Annotated in this window: 24 protein-coding genes and 1 pseudogene; 20 read left to right on the top strand and 5 right to left on the bottom strand. The window is 71.6% G+C overall.

Translation table 11 applies throughout. The features are described 5' to 3' along the window. Window positions 1-93: 93 nt before the first annotated feature. The 6 genes from P7644_RS16600 (at window position 94) to P7644_RS16575 (ending at window position 4,846) form a co-directional block, all read left to right on the top strand. Window positions 94-708, top strand: coding sequence for a YqgE/AlgH family protein (locus tag P7644_RS16600; protein WP_404300344.1), 615 nt, complete (start codon window positions 94-96; stop codon window positions 706-708). Window positions 709-811: 103 nt separating this feature from the next. Beyond that, window positions 812-1,222 (top strand): Holliday junction resolvase RuvX, encoded by a 411-nt coding sequence (gene ruvX, locus P7644_RS16595; protein WP_404300343.1) that lies wholly within the window; start codon window positions 812-814, stop codon window positions 1,220-1,222. Further along, window positions 1,219-1,755, top strand: coding sequence for a bifunctional pyr operon transcriptional regulator/uracil phosphoribosyltransferase PyrR (pyrR, locus tag P7644_RS16590; protein ID WP_404300342.1), 537 nt, complete (start codon window positions 1,219-1,221; stop codon window positions 1,753-1,755). Before ruvX ends, pyrR begins: the two co-directional genes overlap by 4 nt. A gap of 2 nt (window positions 1,756-1,757) precedes the next feature. Next, entirely contained in the window at window positions 1,758-2,720 is a 963-nt protein-coding gene (locus tag P7644_RS16585) for an aspartate carbamoyltransferase catalytic subunit (RefSeq protein ID WP_404300341.1), read from the top strand. Between the two features lie 67 nt (window positions 2,721-2,787). Further along, window positions 2,788-4,083 carry a dihydroorotase gene (locus tag P7644_RS16580; protein WP_404300340.1) on the top strand — a complete coding sequence of 432 codons (1,296 nt, stop codon included), beginning with the start codon at window positions 2,788-2,790 and terminating at the stop codon, window positions 4,081-4,083. A gap of 22 nt (window positions 4,084-4,105) precedes the next feature. Next, a complete protein-coding gene (locus P7644_RS16575) occupies window positions 4,106-4,846 on the top strand; it encodes a lysophospholipid acyltransferase family protein (protein WP_404300339.1) in 741 nt (246 codons plus the stop codon). Window positions 4,847-4,848: 2 nt separating this feature from the next. Here the strand turns inward: P7644_RS16575 and P7644_RS16570 are convergent, their stop codons facing one another. Beyond that, window positions 4,849-5,913: an ABC transporter ATP-binding protein gene (locus tag P7644_RS16570; protein ID WP_404300338.1), complete on the bottom strand. Its 1,065-nt coding sequence runs from the start codon at window positions 5,911-5,913 to the stop codon at window positions 4,849-4,851. A gap of 152 nt (window positions 5,914-6,065) precedes the next feature. On the opposite strand from P7644_RS16570, the gene P7644_RS16565 reads away from it, so the two are divergent. Next, complete coding sequence (locus P7644_RS16565) at window positions 6,066-7,655, top strand: ABC transporter permease (RefSeq protein ID WP_404303234.1); 1,590 nt, start codon at window positions 6,066-6,068, stop codon at window positions 7,653-7,655. A gap of 59 nt (window positions 7,656-7,714) precedes the next feature. Then, entirely contained in the window at window positions 7,715-8,080 is a 366-nt protein-coding gene (arsC, locus tag P7644_RS16560) for an arsenate reductase (glutaredoxin) (protein WP_404300337.1), read from the top strand. A 25-nt stretch (window positions 8,081-8,105) separates the two neighbouring features. Here arsC and P7644_RS16555 read toward each other — a convergent pair. Together P7644_RS16555 and P7644_RS16550 are read right to left on the bottom strand one after the other, a co-directional pair. After that, a pseudogene (locus P7644_RS16555) lies at window positions 8,106-8,210 on the bottom strand (lipocalin); the annotation flags it as partial. 5 nt (window positions 8,211-8,215) lie between these two features. Next, the gene (locus tag P7644_RS16550) at window positions 8,216-9,169 is read right to left on the bottom strand and encodes a MerR family transcriptional regulator (protein ID WP_404300336.1); all 954 of its coding nucleotides are present in this window, start codon (window positions 9,167-9,169) and stop codon (window positions 8,216-8,218) included. 178 nt (window positions 9,170-9,347) lie between these two features. Here P7644_RS16550 and P7644_RS16545 point away from each other — a divergent pair, with 178 nt between their 5' ends. The 10 genes from P7644_RS16545 (at window position 9,348) to P7644_RS16500 (ending at window position 18,894) form a co-directional block, all read left to right on the top strand. Next, window positions 9,348-10,652 carry an NAD(P)/FAD-dependent oxidoreductase gene (locus P7644_RS16545; RefSeq protein ID WP_404300335.1) on the top strand — a complete coding sequence of 435 codons (1,305 nt, stop codon included), beginning with the start codon at window positions 9,348-9,350 and terminating at the stop codon, window positions 10,650-10,652. Then, window positions 10,649-11,470, top strand: coding sequence for a DUF1365 domain-containing protein (locus P7644_RS16540; protein WP_404300334.1), 822 nt, complete (start codon window positions 10,649-10,651; stop codon window positions 11,468-11,470). The genes P7644_RS16545 and P7644_RS16540 overlap by 4 nt, the downstream gene beginning before the upstream one ends. A gap of 40 nt (window positions 11,471-11,510) precedes the next feature. Then, window positions 11,511-12,734 carry a class I SAM-dependent methyltransferase gene (locus P7644_RS16535; RefSeq protein ID WP_404300333.1) on the top strand — a complete coding sequence of 408 codons (1,224 nt, stop codon included), beginning with the start codon at window positions 11,511-11,513 and terminating at the stop codon, window positions 12,732-12,734. A 75-nt stretch (window positions 12,735-12,809) separates the two neighbouring features. Next, window positions 12,810-14,480: a methyl-accepting chemotaxis protein gene (locus P7644_RS16530; protein ID WP_404300332.1), complete on the top strand. Its 1,671-nt coding sequence runs from the start codon at window positions 12,810-12,812 to the stop codon at window positions 14,478-14,480. A gap of 34 nt (window positions 14,481-14,514) precedes the next feature. Then, entirely contained in the window at window positions 14,515-15,111 is a 597-nt protein-coding gene (locus P7644_RS16525) for a chalcone isomerase family protein (protein WP_404300331.1), read from the top strand. Continuing rightward, the gene (locus P7644_RS16520; protein WP_404300330.1) at window positions 15,108-16,421 is read left to right on the top strand and encodes an MFS transporter; all 1,314 of its coding nucleotides are present in this window, start codon (window positions 15,108-15,110) and stop codon (window positions 16,419-16,421) included. Before P7644_RS16525 ends, P7644_RS16520 begins: the two co-directional genes overlap by 4 nt. Continuing rightward, window positions 16,418-16,954: a DUF3833 domain-containing protein gene (locus P7644_RS16515; protein ID WP_404300329.1), complete on the top strand. Its 537-nt coding sequence runs from the start codon at window positions 16,418-16,420 to the stop codon at window positions 16,952-16,954. Before P7644_RS16520 ends, P7644_RS16515 begins: the two co-directional genes overlap by 4 nt. Window positions 16,955-16,958: 4 nt before the next feature. Then, the gene (locus P7644_RS16510; protein ID WP_404300328.1) at window positions 16,959-17,741 is read left to right on the top strand and encodes an SDR family NAD(P)-dependent oxidoreductase; all 783 of its coding nucleotides are present in this window, start codon (window positions 16,959-16,961) and stop codon (window positions 17,739-17,741) included. 3 nt (window positions 17,742-17,744) lie between these two features. Next, window positions 17,745-18,227, top strand: a complete 483-nt coding sequence (locus P7644_RS16505; RefSeq protein ID WP_404300327.1) for a nuclear transport factor 2 family protein — start codon at window positions 17,745-17,747, stop codon at window positions 18,225-18,227. Then, a complete protein-coding gene (locus P7644_RS16500) occupies window positions 18,205-18,894 on the top strand; it encodes a glutathione S-transferase family protein (RefSeq protein WP_404300326.1) in 690 nt (229 codons plus the stop codon). Before P7644_RS16505 ends, P7644_RS16500 begins: the two co-directional genes overlap by 23 nt. A 5-nt stretch (window positions 18,895-18,899) precedes the next feature. Here P7644_RS16500 and P7644_RS16495 read toward each other — a convergent pair whose 3' ends face one another. After that, window positions 18,900-21,434: a YbcC family protein gene (locus tag P7644_RS16495; RefSeq protein WP_404300325.1), complete on the bottom strand. Its 2,535-nt coding sequence runs from the start codon at window positions 21,432-21,434 to the stop codon at window positions 18,900-18,902. 18 nt (window positions 21,435-21,452) lie between these two features. Further along, window positions 21,453-23,000 (bottom strand): NADH-quinone oxidoreductase subunit L, encoded by a 1,548-nt coding sequence (locus P7644_RS16490; protein WP_404300324.1) that lies wholly within the window; start codon window positions 22,998-23,000, stop codon window positions 21,453-21,455. A 98-nt stretch (window positions 23,001-23,098) separates the two neighbouring features. Between P7644_RS16490 and P7644_RS16485 the strand changes: the two genes are divergently transcribed. Further along, a complete protein-coding gene (locus P7644_RS16485; protein ID WP_404300323.1) occupies window positions 23,099-24,040 on the top strand; it encodes a LysR family transcriptional regulator in 942 nt (313 codons plus the stop codon). 5 nt (window positions 24,041-24,045) lie between these two features. Then, window positions 24,046-24,840, top strand: coding sequence for an EAL domain-containing protein (locus P7644_RS16480; RefSeq protein ID WP_404300322.1), 795 nt, complete (start codon window positions 24,046-24,048; stop codon window positions 24,838-24,840). The last annotated feature ends 127 nt before the right edge of the window (window positions 24,841-24,967 follow it).

Raw genomic sequence — 24,967 nt, 5'->3', positions numbered from 1 at the left:
GGGCGGCGCATGCGTGCGCCCGCACAAAAAGGATCCGGCCGGCTCGCCGCCCGCCGGGTCTTTTCCTTGTCGGCTTGGCCGTAAAATCCTGGTATGTCTGACCAGCCCGCGCCCATGAACCTGACGCACCATTTCCTGATTGCCATGCCGGGCATGGAGGATGCGTCCTTTGCGCGCAGCGTGGTCTACCTGTGCGAGCACAGCGAGCGCGGCGCCCTGGGCCTGATCATCAACAAGCCCACGGACATCAGCCTCGAAGGCCTGTTCGAGAAGGTGGACCTGACCCTGGGGCGCGCGGACCTCACGCGCCAGCCCGTGTTCCTGGGCGGGCCGGTGCAGACCGAGCGCGGCTTCGTGCTGCACGACCCCATGCGCGGCACGCACCAGGGCGCCCCCAAGGAGGGCGAGGACGAATCGCCCTATGCCTCCACCATGAGCATTCCCGGCGGCCTGGAGATGACCACCTCCAAGGACGTGCTGGAGGCGCTGTCGCATGGCGCGGGACCGCGCCGCGTGCTCGTCACGCTGGGCTACTCGGCCTGGGGCGAGGGGCAGCTGGAGTCCGAGCTGGCCGAGAACAGCTGGCTCACGGTGGATGCCGACGCGTCCATCATCTTCGACACGCCGGTCGATGAGCGTTACGAGCGCGCCCTGGGCTTGCTGGGCCTGCAGTCGTGGATGCTGTCGCGCGACGCGGGGCACGCATGATACGAGTCCGCTATCAACAAGATAACGGCGTTGCTTCGCCTTGCCGTACCACCTGTACTGTCTGCGGCTTCGCGCCTTGTTCTCTTATTGATTGCGAACTCGTATGACAGGCACAGCCGCCGTCCCCGCGCATTTCCAATCCTTCCTGGCTTTCGATTTCGGCCTCAAGCGCACCGGCGTCGCCGTGGGCACGCGCATGCTGGGCACGGCCACGCCGCAGGGCACGATTCGCGCCGAGGGCGACGCGCGCCTGGCCCAGATGGCCGAGCGCATCCGCGAATGGCAGCCCGACGCGCTGGTGGTGGGCGTGCCGTTTCACCCGGACGGGGCGCCGCACGAGAACACGGCCCGCGCCCAGAAATTCGCGCGCCAGCTGCGCGCGCGCTTTCGCCTGCCGGTGTTCGAGGTGGACGAGCGCTACAGCACCACCGAGGCCCTGGCCGCCGGCGCGGCGGACGCCGATGCGGCGTCGGCCTGCATCATCCTGGAACAGTTTTTGAGGAATCTGCCATGAGTTCTGCTCCCTCCGCGGCGCCGGGCGCCGTACGCCAGGGCCACCTGGCGCTGGACGCCGAGGCGCTCTACGCCGAGCTGCTGCGCGGCGTGCGTGCGCTGCGCGGCCCCCAAACGCAGCTTGCGGGCATCGCCTCGGGCGGCGCCTGGCTGGCCGAGCGCCTGCAGCGCGACCTGGGCCTGGCCGGCCCGGCGGGCGTGCTCTCGTCGGCCATGCACCGCGACGACTTCGCCCAGCGCGGCCTGGCTTGCAGCGCGCAGACCACGCTGCCGTTCGACGTGAACGGCGCCGACATCCTGCTGCTCGACGACGTGCTCTACACCGGCCGCACCATCCGCGCCGTGCTCAACGAGCTGTTCGACTACGGCCGCCCGGCCAGCGTGCGCCTGGCCGTGCTGGTGGACCGCGGCGGGCGCGAACTGCCGATCCAGGCCGAATTCGCCGCGGCGCGCGTGCTGCTGCCGCCCACGCAATCGCTGTCGCTGGCCCGCGCCGTGGATGGCGCCTTCCATTTCGACGTCAAAGAGGTCTGACGGTGCTGTACAAGCGCAACCCCCAACTCAACAAGCACGGCGAGCTGATCCACCTGCTGTCCATCGAGGGCCTGCCCAAGGACATCGTCACGCATATCCTGGACACGGCGACCAACTTCACCAGCGTCAATGCGCGCGAGGTGAAGAAGGTGCCGCTGCTGCGCGGCAAGAGCGTGTTCAATCTGTTCTTCGAGAACAGCACGCGCACGCGCACCACCTTCGACATCGCGGCCAAGCGCCTGTCGGCCGATGTCTTCAACCTGGACATCGCGCGCTCTTCCACGGCCAAGGGCGAGACCCTGCTGGACACCATAGACAACCTCACGGCCATGGCGGCCGACATCTTCGTCGTGCGCCACAGCGAGTCGGGCGCGCCCTACCTCATTGCCCAGCATGTGGGCCCGCATGTGCATGTGGTGAACGCCGGCGACGGCCGCCACTCGCACCCCACGCAGGGCCTGCTGGACATGTACACCATCCGCCACTACAAGAAGGATTTTTCCAACCTCACGGTGGCCATCGTGGGCGATGTGCTGCATTCGCGCGTGGCGCGCTCGGACATCCATGCGCTGACCACCCTGGGCGCGGCCGAGGTGCGCGTGGTGGGGCCGCGCACCCTGGTGCCGTCGGACCTGTCGCACATGGGCGTGCGCGTGTTCCACAGCCTGGAGGAGGGCATCAAGGGTTGTGACGTGGTCATCACGCTGCGCCTGCAGAACGAGCGCATGAGCGGTGCGCTGCTGCCGTCGAGCCAGGAGTATTTCAAGAGCTTCGGCCTGACGCCCGAGAAGCTGCGCCTGGCCAAGCCGGACGCCATCGTCATGCATCCCGGCCCGATCAACCGCGGCGTGGAGATCGCCTCCGCCGTGGTTGACGGCCCGCAGGCCGTGATCCTGCCGCAGGTCACCTTCGGCATTGCGGTGCGCATGGCGGTGATGTCCATCGTGGCCGGCAACGAGGCTTGATAACTATTGTATTCATAGCTGCTTGCGCTTGATGGACGGGCGTTAGAGGCGTATTTGGCTTGAAACCATGAAGATACTCATCCAGAACGGCCGGGTCATCGACCCCGCCAGCGGGCTCGACAAGGTCTGCAACATCGCCCTGGCGGCCGGCCGCATCATTGCCCTGGATGGCGCGCCCGCCGACTTCGCGCCCAACCGCGTGATCGACGCCAGCGGCTGCCTGGTGCTGCCCGGCCTGGTGGACCTGGCGGCGCGCCTGCGCGAACCCGGCCACGAACACGAGCGCATGCTGGAATCGGAAATGGCCGCCGCCGTCGCCGGCGGCGTGACCAGCCTGGTCTGCCCGCCCGACACCGACCCGGTGCTCGACGAGCCCGGCCTGGTGGAGATGCTCAAGTTCCGCGCCGAGAAGCTGCACCAGGCGCGGCTATTCCCGCTGGGCGCGCTCACGCGCGGCCTGGCCGGCGAGGTGCTGACCGAGATGGCCGAGCTCACCGAATCGGGCTGCGTGGGCTTTGGCCAGGCCGATGTGGCCCTGGCCAGCACCCAGGTGCTGCAGCGCGCGCTGCAGTACGCCGCCACCTATGGCTACACCGTGTGGCTGCGCCCGCAGGAGCTGCACCTGGGCAAGGGCGTCGCCGCCAGCGGCCCGCTGGCCACGCGCATGGGCCTGTCGGGCATCCCCGTGGCGGCCGAGACCATCGCCCTGCACACCATCTTCGAGCTGCAGAGCGCCACGGGCGCGCGCGTGCACCTGTGCCGCATCTCCAGCAGTGCGGGGGTGGAGCTGGTGCGGCGCGCCAAGGCCGCGGGCCTGGCCGTCAGCTGCGACGTGAGCATCAACTCCCTCCTGCTCACCGACCTGGACATAGGCTACTTCGACAGCCGCGCACGCCTCATGCCGCCGCTGCGCCAGAGCAGAGACCGCGATGCGCTGGCCGCCGCCCTGATGGACGGCACCATAGACGCGCTGGTCTCCGACCACAATCCCGTGGACGAAGACGCCAAGGCCGTGCCCTTTGCCGAGGCCGAGCCTGGCGCCACCGGGCTGGAGCTGCTGCTGTCCATCGCCCTGAAATGGTCGCGCGATGGCGGCGTGCCGCTGGCGCGCGCGCTGGCCACGGTGACCAGCGAGCCGGCGCGCGTGCTGGGCGGCGCCCTGGGCACGCTGCAGGCCAGCGTGGGCCGCATCGCCGTGGGCGGGGTGGCGGACCTGTGCGTGTTCGACCCGTCTGCCGACTGGACCGTGCAGGCCGGTGCGCTGGTGAGCCAGGGCAAGCACACGCCGTTCTCGTCCTACGAGCTGCCGGGCCGCGTGCGCTGCACCCTGGTCGGCGGCCAGGTGGCCTTCGAGCGCGGCTGAGCGCGCGCGCCGGCCGGCCCCCATGCTGCACGCACTGCGTGCCTGCTGGCGCGTGCTGCGCCTGCTGCTGCATGCCCTGCTGGGCCTGTGGCTCGTGGCGCTGCGCTTTCCGCGCCTGTCCGCCGAGCAGCAGCAGGCGCACGTGCAGGCCTGGTCGCTGGGCCTGCTGGCCTGCGCCGGCGTCACGCTGGAGCTGCGTGGCCGGCCGCCCCAGGCGGGGCCGGTGCTGCTGGTGGCCAACCACCTCTCGTGGCTCGACATTCCCGTGATGCATGCGGCGCGCTATTGCCGCTTCATCAGCAAGTCGGACGTGCAGGACTGGCCCATCGTGGGCACGCTCGCCACGGCCGCGGGCACGCTCTACATCCGGCGCGAATCGCGCCGCGACGCGCTGCGCATGGTGGCCAGCATGCACGACGCGCTGCTTACGGGCGAGGTGCTGGCGGTGTTCCCCGAGGGCACGACGGGCGACGGGCGCACGCTGTTGCCCTTTCACGCCAACCTGCTGCAGGCCGCGCTGGCCGCCGATGCGCCCGTGCAGCCCGTGGGCCTGCGCTTTATTGATAGCAGCAGCGGCGCCACCAGCTTTGCGCCGAGCTTCGTCGGCGATGAAACTCTGCTCGGCTCCATCTGGCGCACGCTCGCGGCGCCGGGCATTACCGCCGTGGTGCACTTCGGCCGGCCCGAGTACGCCCAGGGGCGCGACCGGCGCGCCTGGAGCCAGGCGCTGCATTCAGCCGTGGATGAGTTGAGGCGGGGCTGAATTCAGCCACGTGGGAAGGTCACCACGTGGTCCACCTGCGCGCGAATGCCTATCCACTCGCCCATGGCGTGGTCGTGGTGGCTGGGCACATGGGCCATCACGCTGAGGCCGCCCTCCAGCTCCAGCGTGTACAGGAACTCCGAGCCGCGAAAGGCCTTGCGCACGATGCGTGCGCGCACCGGTGCGGCATCGTCGTGCACCACGTCGTCGGCGCGCAGCAGCACGTCGCACTCGCCGCGCGGGTAGCTCGACGGCAGCAGGCAGCCGTCGATGTCCGTGAGATCGCCCAGGGCCGTGCGCGCCACCACATGGCTGCCCTGCTGCACCAGGGTGGCGGGGGCGAACACGCCGTGGCCTATGAAGTCGGCCACGAAGCGCGTGGCCGGGCGGTGGTAGAGCGCGTAGGCGTCGTCCCACTGGTGCAGGCGGCCGCCGTCGAGTACGCCGATGCGGTCGCCGATGGCGAAGGCCTCCAGCTGGTCGTGCGTGACGAACAGGGCGGTGGCGTTGGCGGTCTTGAGGATGGCGCGCACCTCGTGCGCCAAACGCTCGCGCAGGTCCACGTCCAGGTTGGAGAACGGCTCGTCCAGCAACATCAGCCGCGGGCGCGGCGCCAGCGCGCGCGCCAGGGCCACGCGCTGCTGCTGGCCGCCCGAGAGCTCGTGCGGAAAGCGCTCCTCGCTGCCGCCCAAGCCCACCAGGGCCAGGGCCTCGCGCACGCGCTGCTGCTGCTCACCCCGCGGCAGGTCGTGGATGCCAAAGGCCACGTTGCGCCCCACGCAGAGGTGCGGGAACAGCGCATAGTCCTGGAACACCATGCCGATGCGCCGCTGTTCGGGCGGCAGGCAACGCCCCGGGGCGCCTACCAGCTCGCCGCCCAGGCGTATGCTGCCCGCGGCCACGCTCTCCAGGCCGGCCACGGCACGCAGCAGGGTGGTCTTGCCGCAGCCCGAGGGGCCGATGAGCACGCCGATTTCGCCCGCCGCCAGGCCCAGGGCCACGCCCTGTACGGCGGCGTGCTGGCTGCTGCCATAGCGCACGTCCAGTTGAGATACTTCAAGAAACATGATGCGATTGTAGAAGTCACTTGCGTAGAATCGTTCCCATTTGCATCGCGCCCGTAGCACCCTGTGCGATGCGCGCTTTCTCGTCACTGTATTCCGCCACGGGCCGTCCCTTGCCGCCAATCCAACGCGCCCTGCGCTCCATCGCTCCCCTCATGCTGGCCCTGTTGCTGGCCCTGCCCGTGCTGGCGGTGCTGGGCGCGTGGCTGCCCTGGGGCGAGGGCGGCGCGCAGTCCGGCGCCATCCTGCGCGAGATGGCGGCCACCGTGCTGCCCGATTACCTGTGGACCACGCTGTGGCTGGCCCTGGCCGTGGCGATTGGAGCCGCCGTGGTGGGCACGGCCAGCGCGGCGGCGGTGACCTTGTTCGAATTTCCTGGCCGGCGCCAGCTCGAATGGCTGCTGCTGCTGCCGCTGGCCATGCCAGCCTATGTGACGGCCTATGCCTATACCGACTTCCTGCAGTTCAGCGGCCCGCTGCAGGTCTGGCTGCGCGCCACCTTCGGGCTGGAAGGCCGCCTGCTGCCCGAGGTGCGCAGCCTGGGCGGCGCCGTGTGGGTGTTCATTTTCTCGCTCTACCCCTATGTCTACCTGCTGGCGCGCACGGCGCTGGGCGAGCGCGCGGCGCACCTGATGGAGGCGGCGCGCCTGCTGGGCGCCTCGCCCGCGCGGCGCTTGCGCGCCGTGGCCCTGCCGCTGGCGCGTCCGGCCGTGGCCGCGGGCGTGGCCCTGGTGCTGATGGAGACGCTGGCCGACTTCGGCGTGGCGTCGTACTTCGGCATACAGACCTTCACCACGGGCATCTACAAGGCCTGGCTGTCCATGGACAACCGGCTGGCCGCGGCGCAGCTGGCCACCTTCCTGCTGGCCCTGGTGCTGCTGCTGCTGCAGCTGGAGCTGCGTGCGCAGCGGCGCATGCGCTTTGCCACGGGCGGCGTGGGGCGTGCCGGCTCCAACGAGGCACAGCCCACGCAGCTGCGCGGCCTGCACTGTGGGGCGGCCTGGCTGGTGTGCGCGCTGCCGGTGCTCATGGGCTTTGTGGCGCCGGTGCTGTTCATGCTGCGGCCGCTGCTGGCCGACTGGTCGGTGCTGCCCTGGGACCGGTTCATGCAATGGGCGGGCAACAGCGTGCGTCTGGGCGCCATCACCGCCGTGCTGGCCGTGGGCATTGCGCTGGCGCTGGCCTTCGCCGTGCGCCGCCGGCGCGACGCGCTCATGCGCGCCGTGGTGCAGCTCGTGAGCCTGGGCTATGCCGTGCCGGGGGCCGTGATCGTGGTGGGCCTGCTGCTGCCCGTGGGCTGGCTGCAGGCCGCGGCACCGGATTGGGGCCTGAGCGCCCTCGTGACCACTACCGCCGTGGGCATCGTCTGGGCCTATCTGGTGCGCTTTTGCGCCGTGGCGTTGCAGTCGGTGCAAAGCGGCTATGCGCGCGTGCCTATCAGCCTGGACGATTCGGCGCGCATGCTGGGCGTGGGCGGCATGGGGCTGCTGGTGCGGGTGCACTGGCCGCTGCTGAAACGCTCCACGGCGGCGGCTGCGCTGCTGGTATTCGTGGATGTGATGAAAGAGCTGCCGGCAACCATCGTGCTGCGCCCCTTCGACAGCGACACCCTGGCCGTGGTGGCCTACCAGCTGGCGCGCGACGAGCGCCTGGGCGAGGCCGCGCTGCCCTCGCTGGCCCTGGTGGCCGTGGGCCTGGTGCCGGTGATCCTGCTCAGCCGCACGCTGCGCGCGAGCTCCCGCTGAGATTCGCGCGTTGGTCCCATGGACCGCAGGACATGGCGCGTGCGCCTACACTGCCGCGCATGACCTACGCCGATATCACCATCTACCACAACGCCCGCTGCAGCAACTCGCGCGGCGCGCTGGCGCTGCTGCGCGAACGCGGCATCGAGCCGACCATCGTGGACTACATCGCCCAGCCGCTGGATGTCGCCGCGCTTGCCGCGCTGGTGGCGCGCCTGGGAGTGCCCGTGCGCACGCTGATGCGCACCAAGGAGGCGGCCTACGCGGAACTCGGCCTGGAAGATCCGCAGCGCACCGAGGCCGAACTCATCGCCGCCATCGCCGCACACCCGGTGCTGCTCAACCGTCCCATCGTCGTCACGCCGCGCGGGGCACTGCTGTGCCGCCCGCCGGAGCGGGTGCTGGAGCTGCTGCCACCGGTGTGAGTCCCAAGACGGTGCCGCGCTAGAGCGGCCCGAAGAACGAGACCTTGAGTGCGCCGGTGATGGGCGCGCCGGCAAACAGGGCACGACCCACCGCCTCGCGCCATGGGTCCGCCGCCGGGGAGAATCCGCGAGGGTTCAGTGAAGATGGCGCCACTGCGCCACCAGGGGCTGCAGCCCCGACAGCTGCGCAAGCGCCGTGACGCCATCCAACGGTTTTTGGTACAGCGCCGCACATGCCCCCCCGACCCACAACGCGGTGGCGGGCGGCAGCTGGCCGCGCAACTCGCGCAGGCTGGCATGCACCAGTGCGCCGCTATGCACATTGCTGAAGCTCAGTGCCACCACGTCGGCGCGGTGGGCCTGGGCGGCCTGCACCACATCGCCCACCGGCGTCTGCGTACCGAGCGAGACACAGGTGCAGCCCTCCAGCACCAACAACGCCTCGACCATCAGCAGCCCCAGGCCGTGCAGCTCCTGGGGCAGGGTGGTCAGCAGCACCTTGGGCCGCTGCGGCGCCGGCAACGGCGCCAACGAGGCGATGGCGTGGCGCAGCACGCCGGTGATGACCTCCGTGAACAGGTGCTCCTCGAACACCTCGAAGCGCCCCTGCGCCCAGGCCTCGCCCACGGCCGTGGCCAGGGGCGCCACCAGCTCGGTGACAAAGGGCGCCAGCCCCATGCGCAGCTGGGCATGGCTGAGCGCATGGCGCAGCGCCTGCGGATCGTGCGCGCCGATGGCGTCGAGCAGCGGCGCCAGGGACGCCGAGGGGGGGCTGGAGGTGGGCTTTGTCCTGGACAAGGGTGCGCGTGCGCTGGCGGCCTGGGCGCCCAGCAGGGCCTGCAGGGCGCTGGGGTCCAGGCCCACCACCTTGCCCGGGCGCAGCCCCGCGTCGAGCAGGCGGCGGATGAGCTGCAACTGCTGCACCTGCTCGGCCGGGTAGAGCCGGTCGCCCGCCGTGTCGCGCAGCGGCTGGGGGAAGCCGTAGCGCTTTTCCCACACGCGCAGGGTGTCTTTGGCCAGGCCGGTCTCGCGCTCGACGGCGGCTATGGGCAGGCCCGCAGGCTCGGTGCCGGACGGCAGGGCGCTCATGCGGCAGCCTCCGGGCAGCAGGCAGGGGGTGGGACGGGGGCCAGAACGCAGGTTGTCATGGACAAATCTCGGTATTGGTGTAAATTGTCTAGGACAAAATTAAATTTGTCTAGTACAGTATCGATCGTACCAGCCCAGCTCCTGGGCCCAGGCATCGCACCGCAGATCGGGAGTGCTCATGAAAATTGCTGTCATCGGTTCCGGGATTTCCGGCTTGGCCGCCGCGCACCGCCTGCGCGGCGAGGTGCGCGTCACCGTGTTCGAGGCGGGGGACTACTTCGGCGGCCATACCCATACCGTGAACGTGTGCCTGCCCGACGCGCAGGGCCAGGCCGTGACCCACGGGGTGGATACCGGCTTCCTGGTGTTCAACGAGCGCACCTACCCGGGCCTGATCGCGCTGTTCGCCGAGCTGGGCGTCCCCACGGCGCCTTCGGACATGTCGTTTTCCGTGCAGGTGCCCGGCGCCGGGGCCTGGGGCGCCGGGGCGCTGGAGTGGAGCGGCGCCAGCCTGGCGGCCGTGTTTGCCCAGCGCCGCAACCTGCTGCGCCCGCACTTCTGGGGCATGCTGCGCGAGCTGCTGCGCTTCAACCGCCTGTGCACCGTGCTGGCCGAGAGCGGCGCCGAGGCTGCGCTGCAGCAGCCGCTGGGCGAGTTCCTGGACGCGCACGGCTTTGGCGCCGCGTTCCGCGACTGGTATTTCCTGCCCATGCTGGGCTGCATCTGGAGCTGCCCCACGGACCAGATGCTGCGCTTTCCGGTCGCCACCATGGTGCGCTTCTGCCACAACCATGGCCTGATCCAGGTGCAGGACCGGCCGCAGTGGCATACCGTGGCCGGGGGCGCGCGCCAGTACGTCGACAAGCTGCTGCGCGGGCTGGACGCGCGCCTGGCCGTGCCGGTGCAGCGCATCGAGCGCGACGCCGCGGGCGTGCGCGTGCAGACGGCCAACCAGAGCGAGCGCTTCGACGCCGTGGTGCTGGCCGTGCACAGCGACCAGGCCCTGCGCCTGCTGGCCCGGCCCACGGCGGCCGAGCAGCAGGTGCTGGGCGCCATCCGCTACCAACCCAACCGCGCCGTGCTGCACACCGATGCCCGCGTGCTGCCGCGCCGCCGTAGCGCCTGGGCCGCGTGGAACTACGAGCGCGCCGCCCAGGGCGCACAGGAGGCTGCGCGCGTGTGCCTGCACTACTGGCTCAACCGCCTGCAGCCCCTGCCTTTCGCCCAGCCTGTGCTGGTGTCGCTCAACCCCGCGCGCCCCATCGACCCGGCGCAGGTGCTGGCCGAGTTCGACTACGACCACCCGGTGTTTGACCTCGGCGCCCTGACCGCGCAGGGCCGCGTGCCGCAGCTGCAGGGCGTGCAGCGCACCTGGTTTGCCGGCGCCTGGACGGGCTACGGCTTCCACGAGGACGGCCTGCAGTCCGGCTACCGCGCCGCCGATCTGCTGCTGGCCCAGCTGCGCCGCCGGGAGGCCGCATGAACCCCGGCGCAGGCGCCAGTGCCCCCCGGGGCCCCGTGCCGCACATCGGCTTCGGCCATGTGTGGCACACGCGCCTGCGCCCGCGCCGCCACCGCTTCATCGTGCCGACCTTCTTCCTGCTGCTGCCCATGCGCACGCTGCGCGTGCAGCCCCAGGCCGCGGGCGTGCTGGCGCTCAACCGCGCCGGGGCGCTGGCCTTTCGCGACGCCGACCACGGCGACGGGCGCGGCCCGCAGCAGGGCGGCGCCCTGGCCTGGCTGGACGAGCTGCTGCTGGCCGAGGGCATCACCGACGCGCTGGGCGAGGTCTGGCTGCACTGCTACCCGCGCGTGCTGGGCTACAGCTTCAAGCCGGTGAGCTTCTGGTACTGCCACCGGCCCGACGGCAGCCTGCGCGCCATCGTCGCCGAGGTGAACAACACCTTTGGCGAGCGCCACGCCTATGTGCTGGACCAGCCGCGCTACGGCCAGGAGCTGCAGGCGCGCAAGGTGTTCCACGTCTCGCCCTTCTGCCCGGTCGAAGGCGGCTACCGCTTCGAGTTCCGGCGCAGCGGCGCGCAGGGCCTGCAGTCCACGCGCGTGCGCATCGACTACCACGACGCCCAGGGCCCGCTGGTGCTCACGGGCGTGGCCGGCCGCCTGCAGCCGCTGGACGCCGCCAGCCGCCGCCGCGCCCTGTGGCACTACCCGCTGCTGACGCTGGGCGTCATCGCCCGCATCCACTGGCATGCGCTGCTGCTGTGGCTCAAGCGCGCGCCCTTTCACACCAAGCCGCAGCCGCCGGCGCGGCCCGTCTCGCGCGCGCGCCCGCCGCTGTGATTTCCGTCCTGACCCGCTCCTGCACCCAAGGCCTCAGACCATGAATACCACCACCGCGACACCCACCCCGCTGCGCCCGAGCGCCGGCATGCCCGCCGTGGCGCGCAGCGCGCTGCACCTGCTGCAGCGCCTGCATTACGGCACCCTGCACCTGGAGCTGCCCGACGGATGCATCCTGCAACTGGGCCAGGGCGGCCAGCCCCACGCCAGCATGCGCGTGCACGACTGGCGCGTCTTCGGCGCCGTGCTGCGCTCGGGCGACATCGGCCTGGCCGAGGGCTACATCGCCCAGGACTGGAGCACGCCGCACCTGGCCGACCTGCTGCGCCTGCTCATGGGCAACCGCGAGGCGCTGGAGTCGCTGGTGTATGGCCGCTGGTGGGGGCGCCTGGCCTATCGCCTGCGCCACCTGCTGCACCGCAACACGCGCGCGGGCAGCCGGCGCAACATCCACGCGCACTACGACCTGGGCAACGCCTTCTACGCGCTCTGGCTGGACCCGAGCATGAATTACTCCAGCGCCTGGTTCCAGGGCGACCTGGCCGGCGACCTGACCCAGGCGCAGAACGCCAAGCTGCGCCGTGCGCTGCACAGCGCGGGCGTGCAGCCCGGCCACCGCGTGCTGGAAATCGGCTGCGGCTGGGGCGCCCTGGTCGAGATGGCGGCCGGTGAGTTCAAGGCGCAGGTGACGGGGGTGACCCTGTCCACCGAGCAGCTCGCCTGGGGCCGCGCACGCATGCAGGCCGCCGGCCTGGCGCCGCGGGTGGACCTGCGCCTGCAGGACTACCGCGACATCCAGGACGCGCCCTTCGACGCCATCTGCTCCATCGAGATGGTCGAGGCCGTGGGCCAGGACTACTGGCCGGACTACTTCGGCGCGCTGGCACGCCTGCTCAAGCGCGGCGGCCGCGCCTGCGTGCAGAGCATCGTGATCCACGACACGCTGTTCGAGCGCTACGTGCGCGGCACGGACTTCATCCAGCAGTACATCTTCCCGGGCGGCTGCCTGCCCAGTCCCGCGCGCTTTCGCGCCGCGGCCGAGCAGGCGGGCCTGCGCGTGGCCGAGGAGTTCGCCTTCGGCGCCGACTACGCCGAGACCCTGCGCCGCTGGCGCCGGCAGTTCACCGAGCAGCGCGCCCAGGTGCAGGCCCAGGGCTTCGACCCCGCCTTCCAGCGCACCTGGGAGTTCTACCTGGCCTATTGCGAGGCCGCCTTCGATACCAGGAGCATCGACGTGATGCAGTACACGCTGGTCAAGGACTGAGGCCACCGCGCCCCGGCACTGCGCCTGACAGGACCCACCCCACCCCTCTCCCATTTGCCGCCCAAGGATGCATCCATGTTTTTTTCCCGTATGACCGTTGCCGCCCGCTTGTATGCGGGGTTTGGGTTGATTCTGGCCCTCCTGGTGGTGCTTACCGGCATCGCCCTGGTCAAGGTGGACCGAATAAACCAGGCACTGCGCGCCAACAACGACATCCACGTGCAGGTGCAGCGCTACGCCATCAATTTCCGCGGCTCGGCGCATGACCGCTCCATCGCCGTGCGTGACGTGGTGCTTAGCCCCACACCCGCCGAGCGGGACAAGGAAATCGCCACCATTGCCGCGCTGGCGGACTTCTACGCCCAGTCGGCTGCGCCGCTGGAAAAGCTCATCACCCGGGAGGGAGCCGCACCCGAGCTGGGGCAGCTGTATGCCGATATCCGCAGCGTGGAATCCAAGGCCGTGGCCACCACGCAGGCCATCATTGCCCAGGTGCAGGCGGGTGATATGGCTGCGGCACAGACCCTGTGGACGCAGGCCAAGCCGCAATACGTGCAATGGCTGGCAGCGATCAACAAGCTCATTGACTTCAAGGAAGCACGCATCCAGAAAACCAACCAGGGCGCCATGGACGAGGCGGGCAGCTTCCTGGGCGTGATGTTCTCGGCACTGCTGCTGGCGTTGGTGCTGAGCGTGGCCGTGGCATGGAACGTGGCGCGCAGCATCGTGCGCCAGCTCGGGGCCGAGCCCGTAGCGCTGGCCGATGTGGCTAGCCTCGTGGCGCAGGGCAACCTGCAGCCGGTGACTGGCGCCGCCCAGGCCCAGCCGGGCAGCGTATTGGCATCACTGGGGGCCATGCAAGCCAGCCTGGCGCGTGTGGTGGGCCAGGTGCGCCAGGCATCGAACGCAGTTACCGTGGGCGCCGAAGAGATCGCTGGGGGCAACGCCGGGCTGCTGCAGCGCACGGAAGAGCAGGCCTCGAACCTGCAGCAAGCGGCTTCGTCGATGGAGCAGATGACGGCTTCGGTGAAGAACAACGCCGATTCGGCGCGCCAGGCCACGCAACTGGCGGCCTCGGCCAGCGAGGCCGCGCACAAGGGCGGTACGGTGGTGGCCCAGGTGGTCAGCACCATGGACGAGATCACCGCCAGCAGCCACAAGATGGCGGACATCATCGGCGTGATCGACTCCATCGCCTTCCAGACCAACATCCTGGCGCTCAACGCCGCCGTCGAGGCCGCGCGTGCCGGCGAGCAGGGGCGCGGCTTTGCCGTGGTGGCGGGCGAGGTGCGTGCGCTGGCCCAGCGCAGTGCCGAGGCCGCCAAGGAGATCAAGGGCCTGATCGACGGCAGCATGGCCAAGGTGGAGCAGGGCGCGCGCCTGGTGGGCGACGCCGGGGCCACCATGACCGACATCGTGGAGCAGGCCCAGTGTGTGGCCGGGCTGATTGCCGAAATCAGCACCGCGACTGCCGAGCAGACCGACGGCATTGCCCAGGTGGGGGACGCCGTGGCCCACCTGGACCGCGCCACGCAGCAGAACGCCGCCATGGTCGAGCAAAGCGCCGCCGCCGCGCAAACCCTCAAGCAGCAGGCGGCAGAGCTGGCCGAGGCGGTGAGCGTGTTCCGCCTGGCGCTCGATGCGCCGGCGGGCAGCGAGGCCTGGGCCGCCCCGGCGCGTGGGCCTGCACTGCCGCAGCGCGCCGCCGCGCCGCTGGCGCCGCGCCTGCGTGCAGCCGCCGGTTGACTATCAAAAGAAGAGCTGATTGCGCTTGCTGGATATGCCCTGGAGCCAATTTTCATATGTGAAACGCTGGGCTGTGGCTGCCGGAGCTGCCGTGGCCCTGGCGGCGGCTGCGGGCCATCCGGCGCTGGCACGCGACGGCAGCGCGCCGCCCCCCTGGCTGCACCAGGCCCTGCCCGGCGCCGCGCTGGCGGGCGAGGGGCAATTGCGCTTTTTCGGTCTGCGCATCTACGACGCACGGCTGTGGGTCACGCCCGGTTTTGACGCCAGCCGCTTTGGCGCCCACGCGCTGGCGCTGGAGCTCACCTACCACCGGGCCTTCAGCGGCGCGGCCATCGCCCAGCGCTCCGTGGAGGAAATGCAGCGCCAGGCCCCCTTGGAGCCGGCCCAGGCCGAGCGCTGGCAGCAGCGTCTGGCGGCCTTGCTCCCGGATGTGCAGCCCGGCGATCGGCTCATCGGCCTGTACCAGCCGGGCCAGGGCATGCACCTGTGGCGTGGCAGCCAGGCGCTGGGCACGATTGACGATGCCGCATTGGCGCGCCTGTTCTTCGGCATCTGGCTCTCGCCGCGCACCTCCGAGCCCGGTTTGCGCAGCGCCTTGCTGGCACGCAGCCCGGGCGGAGCCGCACCATGAGCACCGTGCTGCCGCCGCCGGCCGCCCCGCTGCCGCGCTGGTGGTCGGGCCCGGCCTACGGCCTGCTGGGCCTGCCGCTGGCCTTTGTGGCCCTGCCGCTGTACGTGGTGCTGCCGCACCACTACGCCACGGTGCTGGGCCTGCCGCTGGCCCGCGTGGGCGCCCTGCTGATGCTGGTGCGCCTGCTGGACGCCGCGGCCGAGCCGCTGCTCGGGCGCCTGAGCGACCGCCTGTACCAGGGGCCGCTGCGCGCGGTGCTGGGGGTGGCCGGCGGCTCGGCCATGGTGCAGGTGCTGGGGCTGGCAGGGCTGTTCTTCCCGCGGGTGCAGGAGCCGCAGGCGCTGGCCGTGTGGATGGTGGCGGGCCTGCTGCTGACCTGCCTGGCGCACAGCCAACTGGTCATTGCCCACCAGGCCTGGGGCGTGCGCCTCGGGGGCGACGCGCTGCAGCGCAGCCGCGTAGTGGCCTGGCGCGAGGGGCCGGGGCTGATCGGCGTGGTCACGGCCAGCGCCCTGTCGGTGGCCTGGGGCGCCGGGCCCATGCTGGCGGTGTTTGCGCTCGCCCTGCTGGTCGGCTGGCTGGCCCTGTGGTGGGCGCCGCGCCCCGCGCCATCGGCATCGGCCCCGGCGCGGCCCGCCGCGCTGCCCTGGGCCGCCGTCTGGCAGCCGCTGGTGCAAGCCGGCTTTCGCCGCCTGCTGGCGGTGTTCCTGTGCAACGGCATTGCCAGCGCCATTCCCGCGGCCCTGATGCTGTTCTTTGCCCAGGACCGGCTGCAGGCCACGCAGGCGCAGACCGCGCTGTTCCTGGTGCTGTATTTCGTCTGCGGCGCGCTGTCCATGCCGCTGTGGCTGCGCGCCGTGCGCCGCTGGGGGCTGGAGCGCGCCTGGCTGGGCGGCATGCTGCTAGCCGTGGCCTGCTTTGGCTGGACGGTGGGGCTGGGCAGCGGCCAGGCGGCCGCGTTTGCCGTGATCTGCGCGCTGTCGGGCATGGCGCTCGGTGCGGATCTCGCCCTACCCGGGGCGCTGCTGGCCCGGCTGGTCGAGCGCCACGGCGCCCAGGGGCGCAGCGAAGGCGCCTACCTGGGCTGGTGGAACCTAGCCACCAAGCTGAACCTGGCCCTGGCTGCGGGCGCCGCGCTGCCGCTGCTGCAGTGGGGCGGCTACACCCCCGGCACCCAGGACGCCCAGGCCCTGCAGCGCCTGGCCTGGGCCTACGCGCTGCTGCCTTGCGCGCTCAAGCTGCTGGCGGCCACGCTGCTGCACCGGCTGCTGATCCGCCCACCAACCCCTACTCCAGGAGCGACCCCATGAACACCCGCCGCCATGCCCTGCTGGCCCTGCTGGCAGGCTCTGCCGTCCTCGCGGGCTGTGCCAGCCCGCAGGTGACCGACTATGCCCAGCAGCGCCCGCTGCTGGAGCTGGACCGCTATTTCAACGGCCGTGTCCTGGCCCACGGCATCTTCCAGCAGCGCGGCGGCGAGGTGGTGCGCCGCTTCACCGTGGTGATGGACTGCCGCTGGGAGGGCAACCAGGGCGTGCTGGACGAGGCCTTCACCTACGCGGACGGCAGCACCCAGCGCCGCGTCTGGCGCCTGACCAAGCACGCTCATGGCCGCTACACCGGCCGCGCCGACGATGTGGTGGGCGAGGCCCAGGGCCAGACTTCCGGCAACGCCTTCCGCTGGAACTACACGCTGCGCCTGCCGGTGGACGGCAGCGAGTACGAGGTGCAGTTCGACGACTGGATGTTCCTGGTCGACGAGCGGGTGATGCTCAACCGCGCGACCATGAGCAAGTTTGGCGTCACGCTGGGCGAGGTGCTGCTGTCCTTCACCAAGGAGTGAGCCCGTGCCCCTGAACCCGCCCCTGAGCGACTGGCGCGGCAAGCGCGTGTGGCTGGTCGGCGCCTCCAGCGGCATCGGCCGGGCGCTGGCCGGGCAGTTGCACGCCCGGGGCGCGCAGGTGATCGTGTCGGCGCGCCAGCAGGCGCTGCTGCAGGCCTTCGCCCAGGCCCACCCGGGCAGCCAGGCCCTGGCGCTGGACGTGACCGACGCCCAGGCCGTGCAGCAGGCGGCTGCGCACCTGCAGGCCCAGGCGCCGCTGGACCTGGTGTGCTACTGCGCCGGCCACTACGCCCCCATGCGCGCCGACACACTGGACCTGCCCGAGCTGCTGCGCCACCAGCAGGTCAACCTGACCGGGGCGCTGCACGTGCTCGCCGCCGTGGTGCCGGGCCTGTTGGCGTCGGCCCAGGCCGGGCGCATGCCCCACCTGAGCCTGGTGGCCAGTGTGGCCGGCTGGCGCGGCCTGCCCCAGGGCCTGGCCTATGGCCCTACCAAGGCGGCGCTGATCAACCTGGCCGAGACCCTGTTCCTGGACCTGCGCCCGCAGGGCGTGGGCGTGAGCGTGGTGAACCCGGGCTTCGTGGACACGCCGCTGACGCGCCAGAACGACTTCGCCATGCCCGCGCTGCTCACCCCCGAGCAGGCGGCCCAGGCCATGCTGCGCGGCTGGGCGCGCGGCGACTTCGAGCTGCATTTCCCGCGCCGCTTCACGCTCTGGCTCAAGCTGCTGCGCGTGCTGCCCTACCGCTGGTACTTTCCCCTGGTGCACCGCATGACGGGGCTGTGACGCATGACCGACCTTCCCGACACCCCGGCTGCCGCCGCCCGGCTGGTGCAGCTCTACGAGCAGCTCACGCCCGCGCATCTGGCGCGGCTGGGCGACTACTACGCCCCCAATGCGCGCTTCAAGGACCCTTTCAACGAGGTGCGCGGCGTGCCCGCCATCCGCCAGATCTTTGCCCACATGTTCGACAGCCTGGAGCAGCCCCGCTTCGTGGTGACGCAGCAGCTCGTGCAGGGCGACCAGGCCTTTCTGGCCTGGGAGTTCCACTTCCGCATGAAGCGCTGGCGCGCGCAGGTGCCGCAGTGCATCCATGGCGCCACCCTGGTGCATTTCGATGCCCAGGGCCGTGTGGCGCTGCACCGCGACTACTGGGACGCGGCCGAGGAGCTGTACGCGAAGCTGCCGGTTCTGGGGGCTCTGATGCGCTGGCTGCGCAAAGCCGGCGCAGCGCCTACCATGCCATCCCATGCTGACCGTTCACCACCTTGAGACCTCGCGCTCCCAGCGCATCCTGTGGCTGCTCGAAGAACTGGGCCTGCCCTACGACATCCGCCGTTACCGGCGCGACCCGGCCACGCGGCTGGCGCCGGCGGCGCTCAAGAAGGTGCACCCGCTGGGCAAGTCGCCGGTGATCACCGACGGGGACCTGGTGATCGCCGAGTCGGGCGCCATCATCGAGTACCTGGCCGAGTGCTACGGCGCCCAGGCCCCGGCGGAGCTGGCCCACCTGGAGCCCGCGCGCGGCACGGCCGCGCACCGCCAGTGCCGCTTCTGGATGCACTACGCCGAGGGCTCGCTGATGAACTGGCTGGTGATGCAACTGGTGTTCGACACCATCCCGCGCCAGCCCATGCCGTTCTTCGTGCGCCCCATCGCCCGCACCCTGTGCGCCACGGTGCAGCGCAAGCTCATCGCCCCCAACGTGCAGGCCGCCCTGGCCTTCATGGAGGCGCACCTGGCCCAGCACCGCTGGTTTGCGGGCGAGCACCTGACCATGGCCGACTTCCAGATGAGCTTTGCCGTCGAGGCCGTGCTCACGCGCGGCGCCGATGCGGCCGCCTGGCCCCACCTGGCCGCCTACCGCCAGCGCATGCAGGCGCGGCCCGCCTACCAGCGCGCGCTGGACAAGGGCGGGCCGGTGGTGATGCAGGCCTGACGGCCTCAGGCACCTGCCCAGGGCAGGTCCTGCCACTGGCCCTGCGCGTAGCGCCGCAGCCGGCCGTCCTCGGCCCAGCGCCACAGGTGCAGCCAGCCGTTGTCTACCAACTGGCGCACCACCGCGTGCGCGCCCAGCACGCGCTCGATGGCGGCGGCCGGCGCGTCGATGGCCACCGTCAGCCGCAGCGGCTCGTGCACCCAGCGCGTGCCGTCGTGCAGCGACTGGCGCGACAGCCCGATGCGCAGGTCGCCGCCATTGCCCTCGAACACGCCGATGTGCCCGCCCACCACGTTGTGCAGCAGCTTGTTGCCGCTGCCCAGGCGCTCGGGGTCGCAGGTGCTGGCGTGGTACTGCCAGTTGATCCAGTGCGTGACCAGCATGGGCGCGGTCATCAGTTGCTCCAGCAGGGCGCCTGCGGGGTCCTGGCGCGCGTCGTAGTCGTGCAGGAAGCTGCGCCCCTGCAGGTCCACCCCCTGGCTGCGCCAGCGCGGCGCGATGAGGAAGGCGGCGTTGCCCGCCAGGCCCCATTCGGGGCGGTTCTGCGCGCCATCGTTGGCGCGGCGGCGCAACTGCGCCAGCAGGCGCTCCGGCGCCTGCTGCGGGTCCAGGCCCAGGCGGGGGGCGCGCTCGCGCCGCACCTGGGCGCCCGCCTGCTGCAGCGCGGGCAGCAGCGCCTGCCAGCGCGCGCGTGCGGCGCCGGGCAGGAGGTCCAGGTCGAAGCCCTCGATCTCGTCGGTCGTGGTGTTGTGCAGGGCGCCGACGAACCAGGTGTCCGCCGGGATGGCGATGCCCTGCCGCGCCAGTGCGGCGCGCACGGCGTCCTCGTTGAGCAGTCGCGCCAGGGCGCGCGCATTGGCCTCGCCCGTCTGGCCGCAGCAGGCGCCGCAGTCCAGGGCGGCGGCCTGGGCGTTGTTGCGCGTCTGGCTGCCATGGCCCACGAACAGCACCAGCGGCGCCAGGCCCTGCGCCAGCCCCATGGCCTGGAGCACGCGGGCGGCCAGCGCCACCTTGTCCTCCAGCGCCAGCCCGTGCAGCCCGGGGCGGCACAGGGGGCGCAGGCGGGTGGGCAGGCCGGCGTGGTCGTCGCTGGCGCGCGGCGCGGCCGAGGGGCGCAGCCACTGCCCCAGCGCGCCCAGGTAGCCCACGCCCGCGGCCTCCACGAAGGAGAACGCCGCCCCCGGCCAGCGGCTGGCGCCCAGCCACTGCTGCGCCAGGGCCAGGCGGTCGTGCCGGGCCTGGCGTGCGGCATCCTGCCCGGCCGGGTCCGGCGCGCCGGTGGCGGGGATGATCTGCTCCGTCAGCTCCAGCGCGGGCGCCAGCAGGCCGGGCAGCTGGGGGCGCCGGGCCGCCGTGCCCAGCGGCGTGTAGGCCACGGGCAGGCCGAAGAAACCGGCAAAGCCCAGGGTCTGGAGGCCGGGGTGGGCGCTCTCCAGGGCGCGGCGCAGGGGTTCGCTGCGCACGTCGATGCAAAAGGCCGCCTGCACCTGGGGCGCGGGCTGTGCGCCGGCCGGCGGCCGGGCGCCGGCCAGGCGCGCGGCCAGCTCCCGCTGGTAGCCGGCCTCCAGCGCCGCCTGCCAGATCTCGTCGGCGTGCAGTTCGTCCTCGCACTGCGCGAGCAGGGCCGGGGCCTGGCGCCAGGCCTGCTGCAGCGTGGCGAAGGCCTGGCGCGTGGCGGCATCGTCCTGGCCGTCCAGCAGGAGCGCGCCCCAGGCCAGGCGGATGGCCAGCAGCTCGCGCAGGTGTTCGTCGGCGCGGCCTTCCAGGCCGGCCTGCCAGCGCAGGTAGGCGCACCACGAGGCCCAGCCGTTCACCGTGAGCAGCACGGCCTCCAGGTAGTCGGCCCAGACGGCGGGGGGCAGTTGCAGGCGCTCGAGCACCCAGCGCTCGGCGTCCTGCCGCGTGGCGGGCAGGGCGCCCAGGGCCCGGCCCAGGCCGGGCAGGCCCATCAGCGTGCCGATGCCGTGGTCGTGGCGCAGGGTGTCGCGCCAGAAGGCGTACAGGCCCTGGCGGCGCTCGGGCTGCCAGTCGGCCTGCCGGGTGTCGAAATAGGCCGCGCAGGTCTGGCTGACCTGGTGCGTGATGGCCTGCCGCCAGGGCAGGCGGGTGTGGCGCTGCGGGTCCTGGTCCAGCAGGTCGATGAGCAGCGGCAGTTGCGGCGTCTGCAGTTCCGTCTCCAGGATGTGCTGCAGGCGCTCCGGCGTCCAGGGCGCGGCCAGCGCGGACGGCAGTTGCGCCCGCGCATGGGCCAGGTCGGCGGCCTGGATGCGGCCTTGCTGCCAGGCCTGGCGCAGCAGGCTGCGCGGCGCCAACACCTGGATGCGGCCCAGCACGGCCATGCGCGCGGCCACGCGGCGCAGCGGCAGGTGGGCGCGCTCCCAGTGCGGGTTCACGGCGATGGCGCGGTCCAGCGGCCAGGCGGGCGCAATGGCCTGGCAGGCCTGCGCGCAGGCGGACTCCACGCGGGCCTGCCAGGCGGCGTGCCCGGCGTGTGCAGGCGCCGCGGCAGGAGCTTCGGGAAAAGGGGCGAGGGTGGGCATGGTGCAGGGCTCCGGGGTTTAGTGGGGGCGGGCCGCGGCCCAGGTGCGCATCGGCAAGGGCGCGGCAGCGGCGGGCGTCAGTGCCCGGTGGGCAGGCCACAGCCGCAGGGCCAGCCGGGTGTAGTACTCGTCGACATAAAAGCCGGCATAGCTCCAGCGCCGCCAGCCGGCCAGGGCGTGCGGGCGCCATTGCAGCCAGGCCAGGCTCGCATAGAGCACGGCCAGGCCCAGCAGGGCCAGCAGGCCGGGCGCGCTGGCGGGGGCGTCGCGCAGGCCCAGCGGCAGGGTGTGGGCCAGCAGGGCCGCGGCGCCCAGGCCGGCGGTCATGGCCAGCCCGGCGGCGGCCGGGCGCAGCAGCGCGGCGCTCGTGTCCGTGCGTGCCAGCCACAGCAGCGGTGCCCAGGCCAGGGCCAGCAGCGCGGTCCACCACCAGGGCCAGGGCGCGCTGCCCAGGGCGGCCTGCAGCAGCGCCAGCGTGGCCGCCGCGCCCAGCGGGGCGAGCAGCAGGCTGGCGGGGTGGGCGGTGGCGCCCGCATGCAGGGCCTGCAGGCGCGTGGCGCGCACGGCGCTAGAGGCCGACAGGAAGTGGTGCGCCTTGTACAGCGAGTGCCCGAGCAGGTGCAGGGCGGCCAGGGTGTACAGCCCCAGGCCGCACTCCATGACCATGAAGCCCATCTGCGCCACGGTGGACCAGGCCAGCCGCACCTTGATGGTGATGCGTGTGAGCATGATCAGCCCGGCCAGCACGGCCGTGGCCAGGCCCAGGGTCACCAGCAGCCAGCGCGCGGCGGGGGCGTGTTCGAGCAGCGTGGCAAAGCGGATCAGCACGAAGCCGCCGAGGTTGACCACGCCGGCATGCAGCAGCGCGGAGACGGGGGTGGGCGCCTCCATGACCTGGATCAGCCAGCCGTGCACCGGCAGCAGAGCCGTGCGCAGCACCACGGCCAGCGCCAGGCACAGGGCGCTGGCCTGCAGGGCGGCGCCAGCGCCCTGGGCGGCCACGTGGACGGCCAGATCGCTCAAGGAGCCGCTGCCCGTCGCGGACCAGGCCAGGCCGGCCGCGGCGAGCAGCAGGGCGTCGGCCAGGCGGTCGGCCAGATGCTTCTTGTGCGCCGCCAGGCGGGCGAAGGGGCGTTCTGGGTAGAAGCACAGCAGGTGCTGCAGCGCCACGCCCACCAGGGCCCAGGCGGGGACCAGCACCAGCCAGTGGTCGGCCAGCAGCAGGGCGTGCACGGCGGCCAGCACGCCCGCCAGGGCGGCGGCGTAGCGCTGCTGGCCGGCCTCGCCGTCGAGGTAGCGCGCCGAAAAAGCGCCGATCACCGTGCCCAGCAGTTGCACCAGCGCGGCCAGCACGCCGCCCAGCGGCGTCAGCGCCAGCCAGGCCGATGCGGGCAGCGCGGGCTGTGCGCCGGGCCAGGCGCCCGGCAGGCTGGCCAGCAGGGCCAGTGCGCACAGCGGCATGAAGAGGCGCCAGGGCTGGCGGCCCGCCCCGGGCAGGCAAAGAAGCAGGAGCGCCGCCGCCATCAGGGCGGCGGGGGCCAGGGGGAGGAGGGGGAGGGAAGACATGGGCGTTCGGTGTGGAGGTCAGCGGACGCCATGTTGCAGTGTCAAATACGTTCTGTAAAATACATTGATAAAAACAAATCAATTCATAAAATAGAACAGTGCAGCTTGAGCAACTCAACTTCCATCACCTGTTCTATTTCTGGCGTGTCGCGCGCCTGGGCCATCTGACGCGCGCCGCGCAGGAGCTGCATACCTCGCAGTCCTCGCTGTCGGCGCAGATCCGGCAACTGGAGGAGCGCCTGGGCGAGGCGCTGTTCGTGCGCGAGGGCCGGCGCCTGGTGCTGACGGAAACCGGCCATCTGGTGCAGGCCTATGCCGAGAACATCTTCGGCCTGGGCCAGGAAATGCTTGGGCGGCTGCAGGGGCGCAGCGAGGGCGTGGTGCGCCTGCGCATCGGCAGCGTGGCCACCATGTCGCGCAATTACCAGGAAAACCTGTTCCGGCCCCTGCTGGGCGATGCCGCGGTGGCCCTGACGCTGGAGTCCGGTCCGCTGGAGCATTTGCTCGAACGCCTGGCCGAGCACCAGCTGGACCTGGTGCTGGCCAACGAGGCCGTGGCTGCCGACCCCCGGCGCCCGCTGCACAGCCGCTTCCTGGGCAGCCAGCCGATTTCCCTGATCGGCCCGGCGCGGCGCTGGGGCGGGCAGCGCCTGCGCGTGCCGCAGGACCTGGGCGGGCTGGACATCGCCCTGCCGGGGCCGCGCCATGCCGTGCGCTCGCAGTTCGACGCCCTGTGCATGGCCGCGCAGGTCCAGCCCCAGGTGCGCGCCGAGGTGGACGACATGGCCATGCTGCGCCTGATCGCGCGCGACAGCGGCTGGCTGGCCGTGCTGCCCGAGGTGGTGGTGCAGGACGAGCTGCGCAGCGGCCTGCTGTGCATCGTGGGGCAATGCCCGCAGTTGCATGAGCATTTCTATGCCATCACCACGCCGCACCGCCACCGCATCGAGCGGCTGGAAGCCCTGCTGCAGGCGGCCCCGGCCCTGGCGCTGGCGGCGCCGGGCGGCGCGGGCGCGGCGGCGCCCGGTGCCTTACGATAAGCCCCATGAGCACAACCGCGCCATCGCCCATTCCGCCCTGCCGGGCCTGCCAGGACCGGCCGCCGCTGGGCATCGAATTCAGCATGGCCTTCCAGCCCATCGTGGACATGCGCACCCGCACGGTGTTTGCCTACGAGGCCCTGGCGCGCGGGCTCGATGGCGGCGGGGCGGCGCAGGTGCTGGGCCGGGTCACGGAAGACAACCGCTACCAGTTCGACCAGGCCTGCCGCGTCAAGGCCGTGGACCTGGCCGCGCGGCTGGGCGTGGACAGCCATGTGAGCATCAACTTCCTGCCCAACGCGGTCTACGAGGCGGCCACCTGCATACGCGCCACGCTGGAGGCCGCGCGGCGGCACCAGTTCCCCACCGAGCGCCTGATCTTCGAGATCACGGAAAACGAGAAGGTGGTGGACAAGGAGCACCTCAAGCGCATCATCCAGGAGTACCGCCGCCAGGGCTTCAAGACGGCGATCGACGATTTCGGCGCCGGCTACGCGGGGCTCAACCTGCTGGCCGAATTCCAGCCCGACATCATCAAGCTGGACATGGAGCTGGTGCGCCAGATCGACGCCGACCCGGTGCGCCAGGCGATCGTCCAGGGGATCATGGGCGTGTGCAAGGCCTTGAACATTGAAGTGGTGGCCGAAGGCATCGAGACCTTAGCCGAATACCGGTCGCTGCGCTCCTTCGGCATCTACTACTTCCAGGGTTACATGTTCGCACGGCCGGCGTTTGAGGAGTTGCCGCAGGTGCATTGGCCCGCTGAGGATGTGGACGCGCCGGTTGCGCTCGCGTGCTAATGCCATCTGCGTCGCCCGGGCAGGCGCCCGGGGGCGTGCCGGCCGGCCAGCCGCGATGGCGAATGCCCTGGTGGGTGTCTTAAGAATCATCTAAGCCGGCGTGTCCACACTGCGTTCCATCAGCGTT

This window comes from Alicycliphilus denitrificans, from assembly GCF_044792555.1.
In the GTDB taxonomy this organism is placed as follows: domain Bacteria; phylum Pseudomonadota; class Gammaproteobacteria; order Burkholderiales; family Burkholderiaceae_C; genus Alicycliphilus; species Alicycliphilus denitrificans_A.
This window is presented reverse-complemented; position numbering and strand designations above follow the sequence as displayed.

Bases quoted from the DNA above. Each gene is read 5' to 3' on its own strand.
- P7644_RS16600 (WP_404300344.1), top strand. From the start codon at position 94: ATGTCTGACCAGCCCGCGCCCATGAACCTGACGCACCATTTCCTGATT.
- ruvX (WP_404300343.1), top strand. From the start codon at position 812: ATGACAGGCACAGCCGCCGTCCCCGCGCATTTCCAATCCTTCCTGGCT.
- pyrR (WP_404300342.1), top strand. From the start codon at position 1,219: ATGAGTTCTGCTCCCTCCGCGGCGCCGGGCGCCGTACGCCAGGGCCAC.
- P7644_RS16580 (WP_404300340.1), top strand. From the start codon at position 2,788: ATGAAGATACTCATCCAGAACGGCCGGGTCATCGACCCCGCCAGCGGG.
- P7644_RS16575 (WP_404300339.1), top strand. From the start codon at position 4,106: ATGCTGCACGCACTGCGTGCCTGCTGGCGCGTGCTGCGCCTGCTGCTG.
- P7644_RS16570 (WP_404300338.1), bottom strand. From the start codon at position 5,913: ATGTTTCTTGAAGTATCTCAACTGGACGTGCGCTATGGCAGCAGCCAG.
- P7644_RS16565 (WP_404303234.1), top strand. From the start codon at position 6,066: ATGCTGGCCCTGTTGCTGGCCCTGCCCGTGCTGGCGGTGCTGGGCGCG.
- arsC (WP_404300337.1), top strand. From the start codon at position 7,715: ATGACCTACGCCGATATCACCATCTACCACAACGCCCGCTGCAGCAAC.
- P7644_RS16550 (WP_404300336.1), bottom strand. From the start codon at position 9,169: ATGAGCGCCCTGCCGTCCGGCACCGAGCCTGCGGGCCTGCCCATAGCC.
- P7644_RS16545 (WP_404300335.1), top strand. From the start codon at position 9,348: ATGAAAATTGCTGTCATCGGTTCCGGGATTTCCGGCTTGGCCGCCGCG.
- P7644_RS16540 (WP_404300334.1), top strand. From the start codon at position 10,649: ATGAACCCCGGCGCAGGCGCCAGTGCCCCCCGGGGCCCCGTGCCGCAC.
- P7644_RS16535 (WP_404300333.1), top strand. From the start codon at position 11,511: ATGAATACCACCACCGCGACACCCACCCCGCTGCGCCCGAGCGCCGGC.
- P7644_RS16530 (WP_404300332.1), top strand. From the start codon at position 12,810: ATGTTTTTTTCCCGTATGACCGTTGCCGCCCGCTTGTATGCGGGGTTT.
- P7644_RS16525 (WP_404300331.1), top strand. From the start codon at position 14,515: ATGCCCTGGAGCCAATTTTCATATGTGAAACGCTGGGCTGTGGCTGCC.
- P7644_RS16520 (WP_404300330.1), top strand. From the start codon at position 15,108: ATGAGCACCGTGCTGCCGCCGCCGGCCGCCCCGCTGCCGCGCTGGTGG.
- P7644_RS16515 (WP_404300329.1), top strand. From the start codon at position 16,418: ATGAACACCCGCCGCCATGCCCTGCTGGCCCTGCTGGCAGGCTCTGCC.
- P7644_RS16505 (WP_404300327.1), top strand. From the start codon at position 17,745: ATGACCGACCTTCCCGACACCCCGGCTGCCGCCGCCCGGCTGGTGCAG.
- P7644_RS16500 (WP_404300326.1), top strand. From the start codon at position 18,205: ATGCTGACCGTTCACCACCTTGAGACCTCGCGCTCCCAGCGCATCCTG.
- P7644_RS16495 (WP_404300325.1), bottom strand. From the start codon at position 21,434: ATGCCCACCCTCGCCCCTTTTCCCGAAGCTCCTGCCGCGGCGCCTGCA.
- P7644_RS16490 (WP_404300324.1), bottom strand. From the start codon at position 23,000: ATGTCTTCCCTCCCCCTCCTCCCCCTGGCCCCCGCCGCCCTGATGGCG.
- P7644_RS16480 (WP_404300322.1), top strand. From the start codon at position 24,046: ATGAGCACAACCGCGCCATCGCCCATTCCGCCCTGCCGGGCCTGCCAG.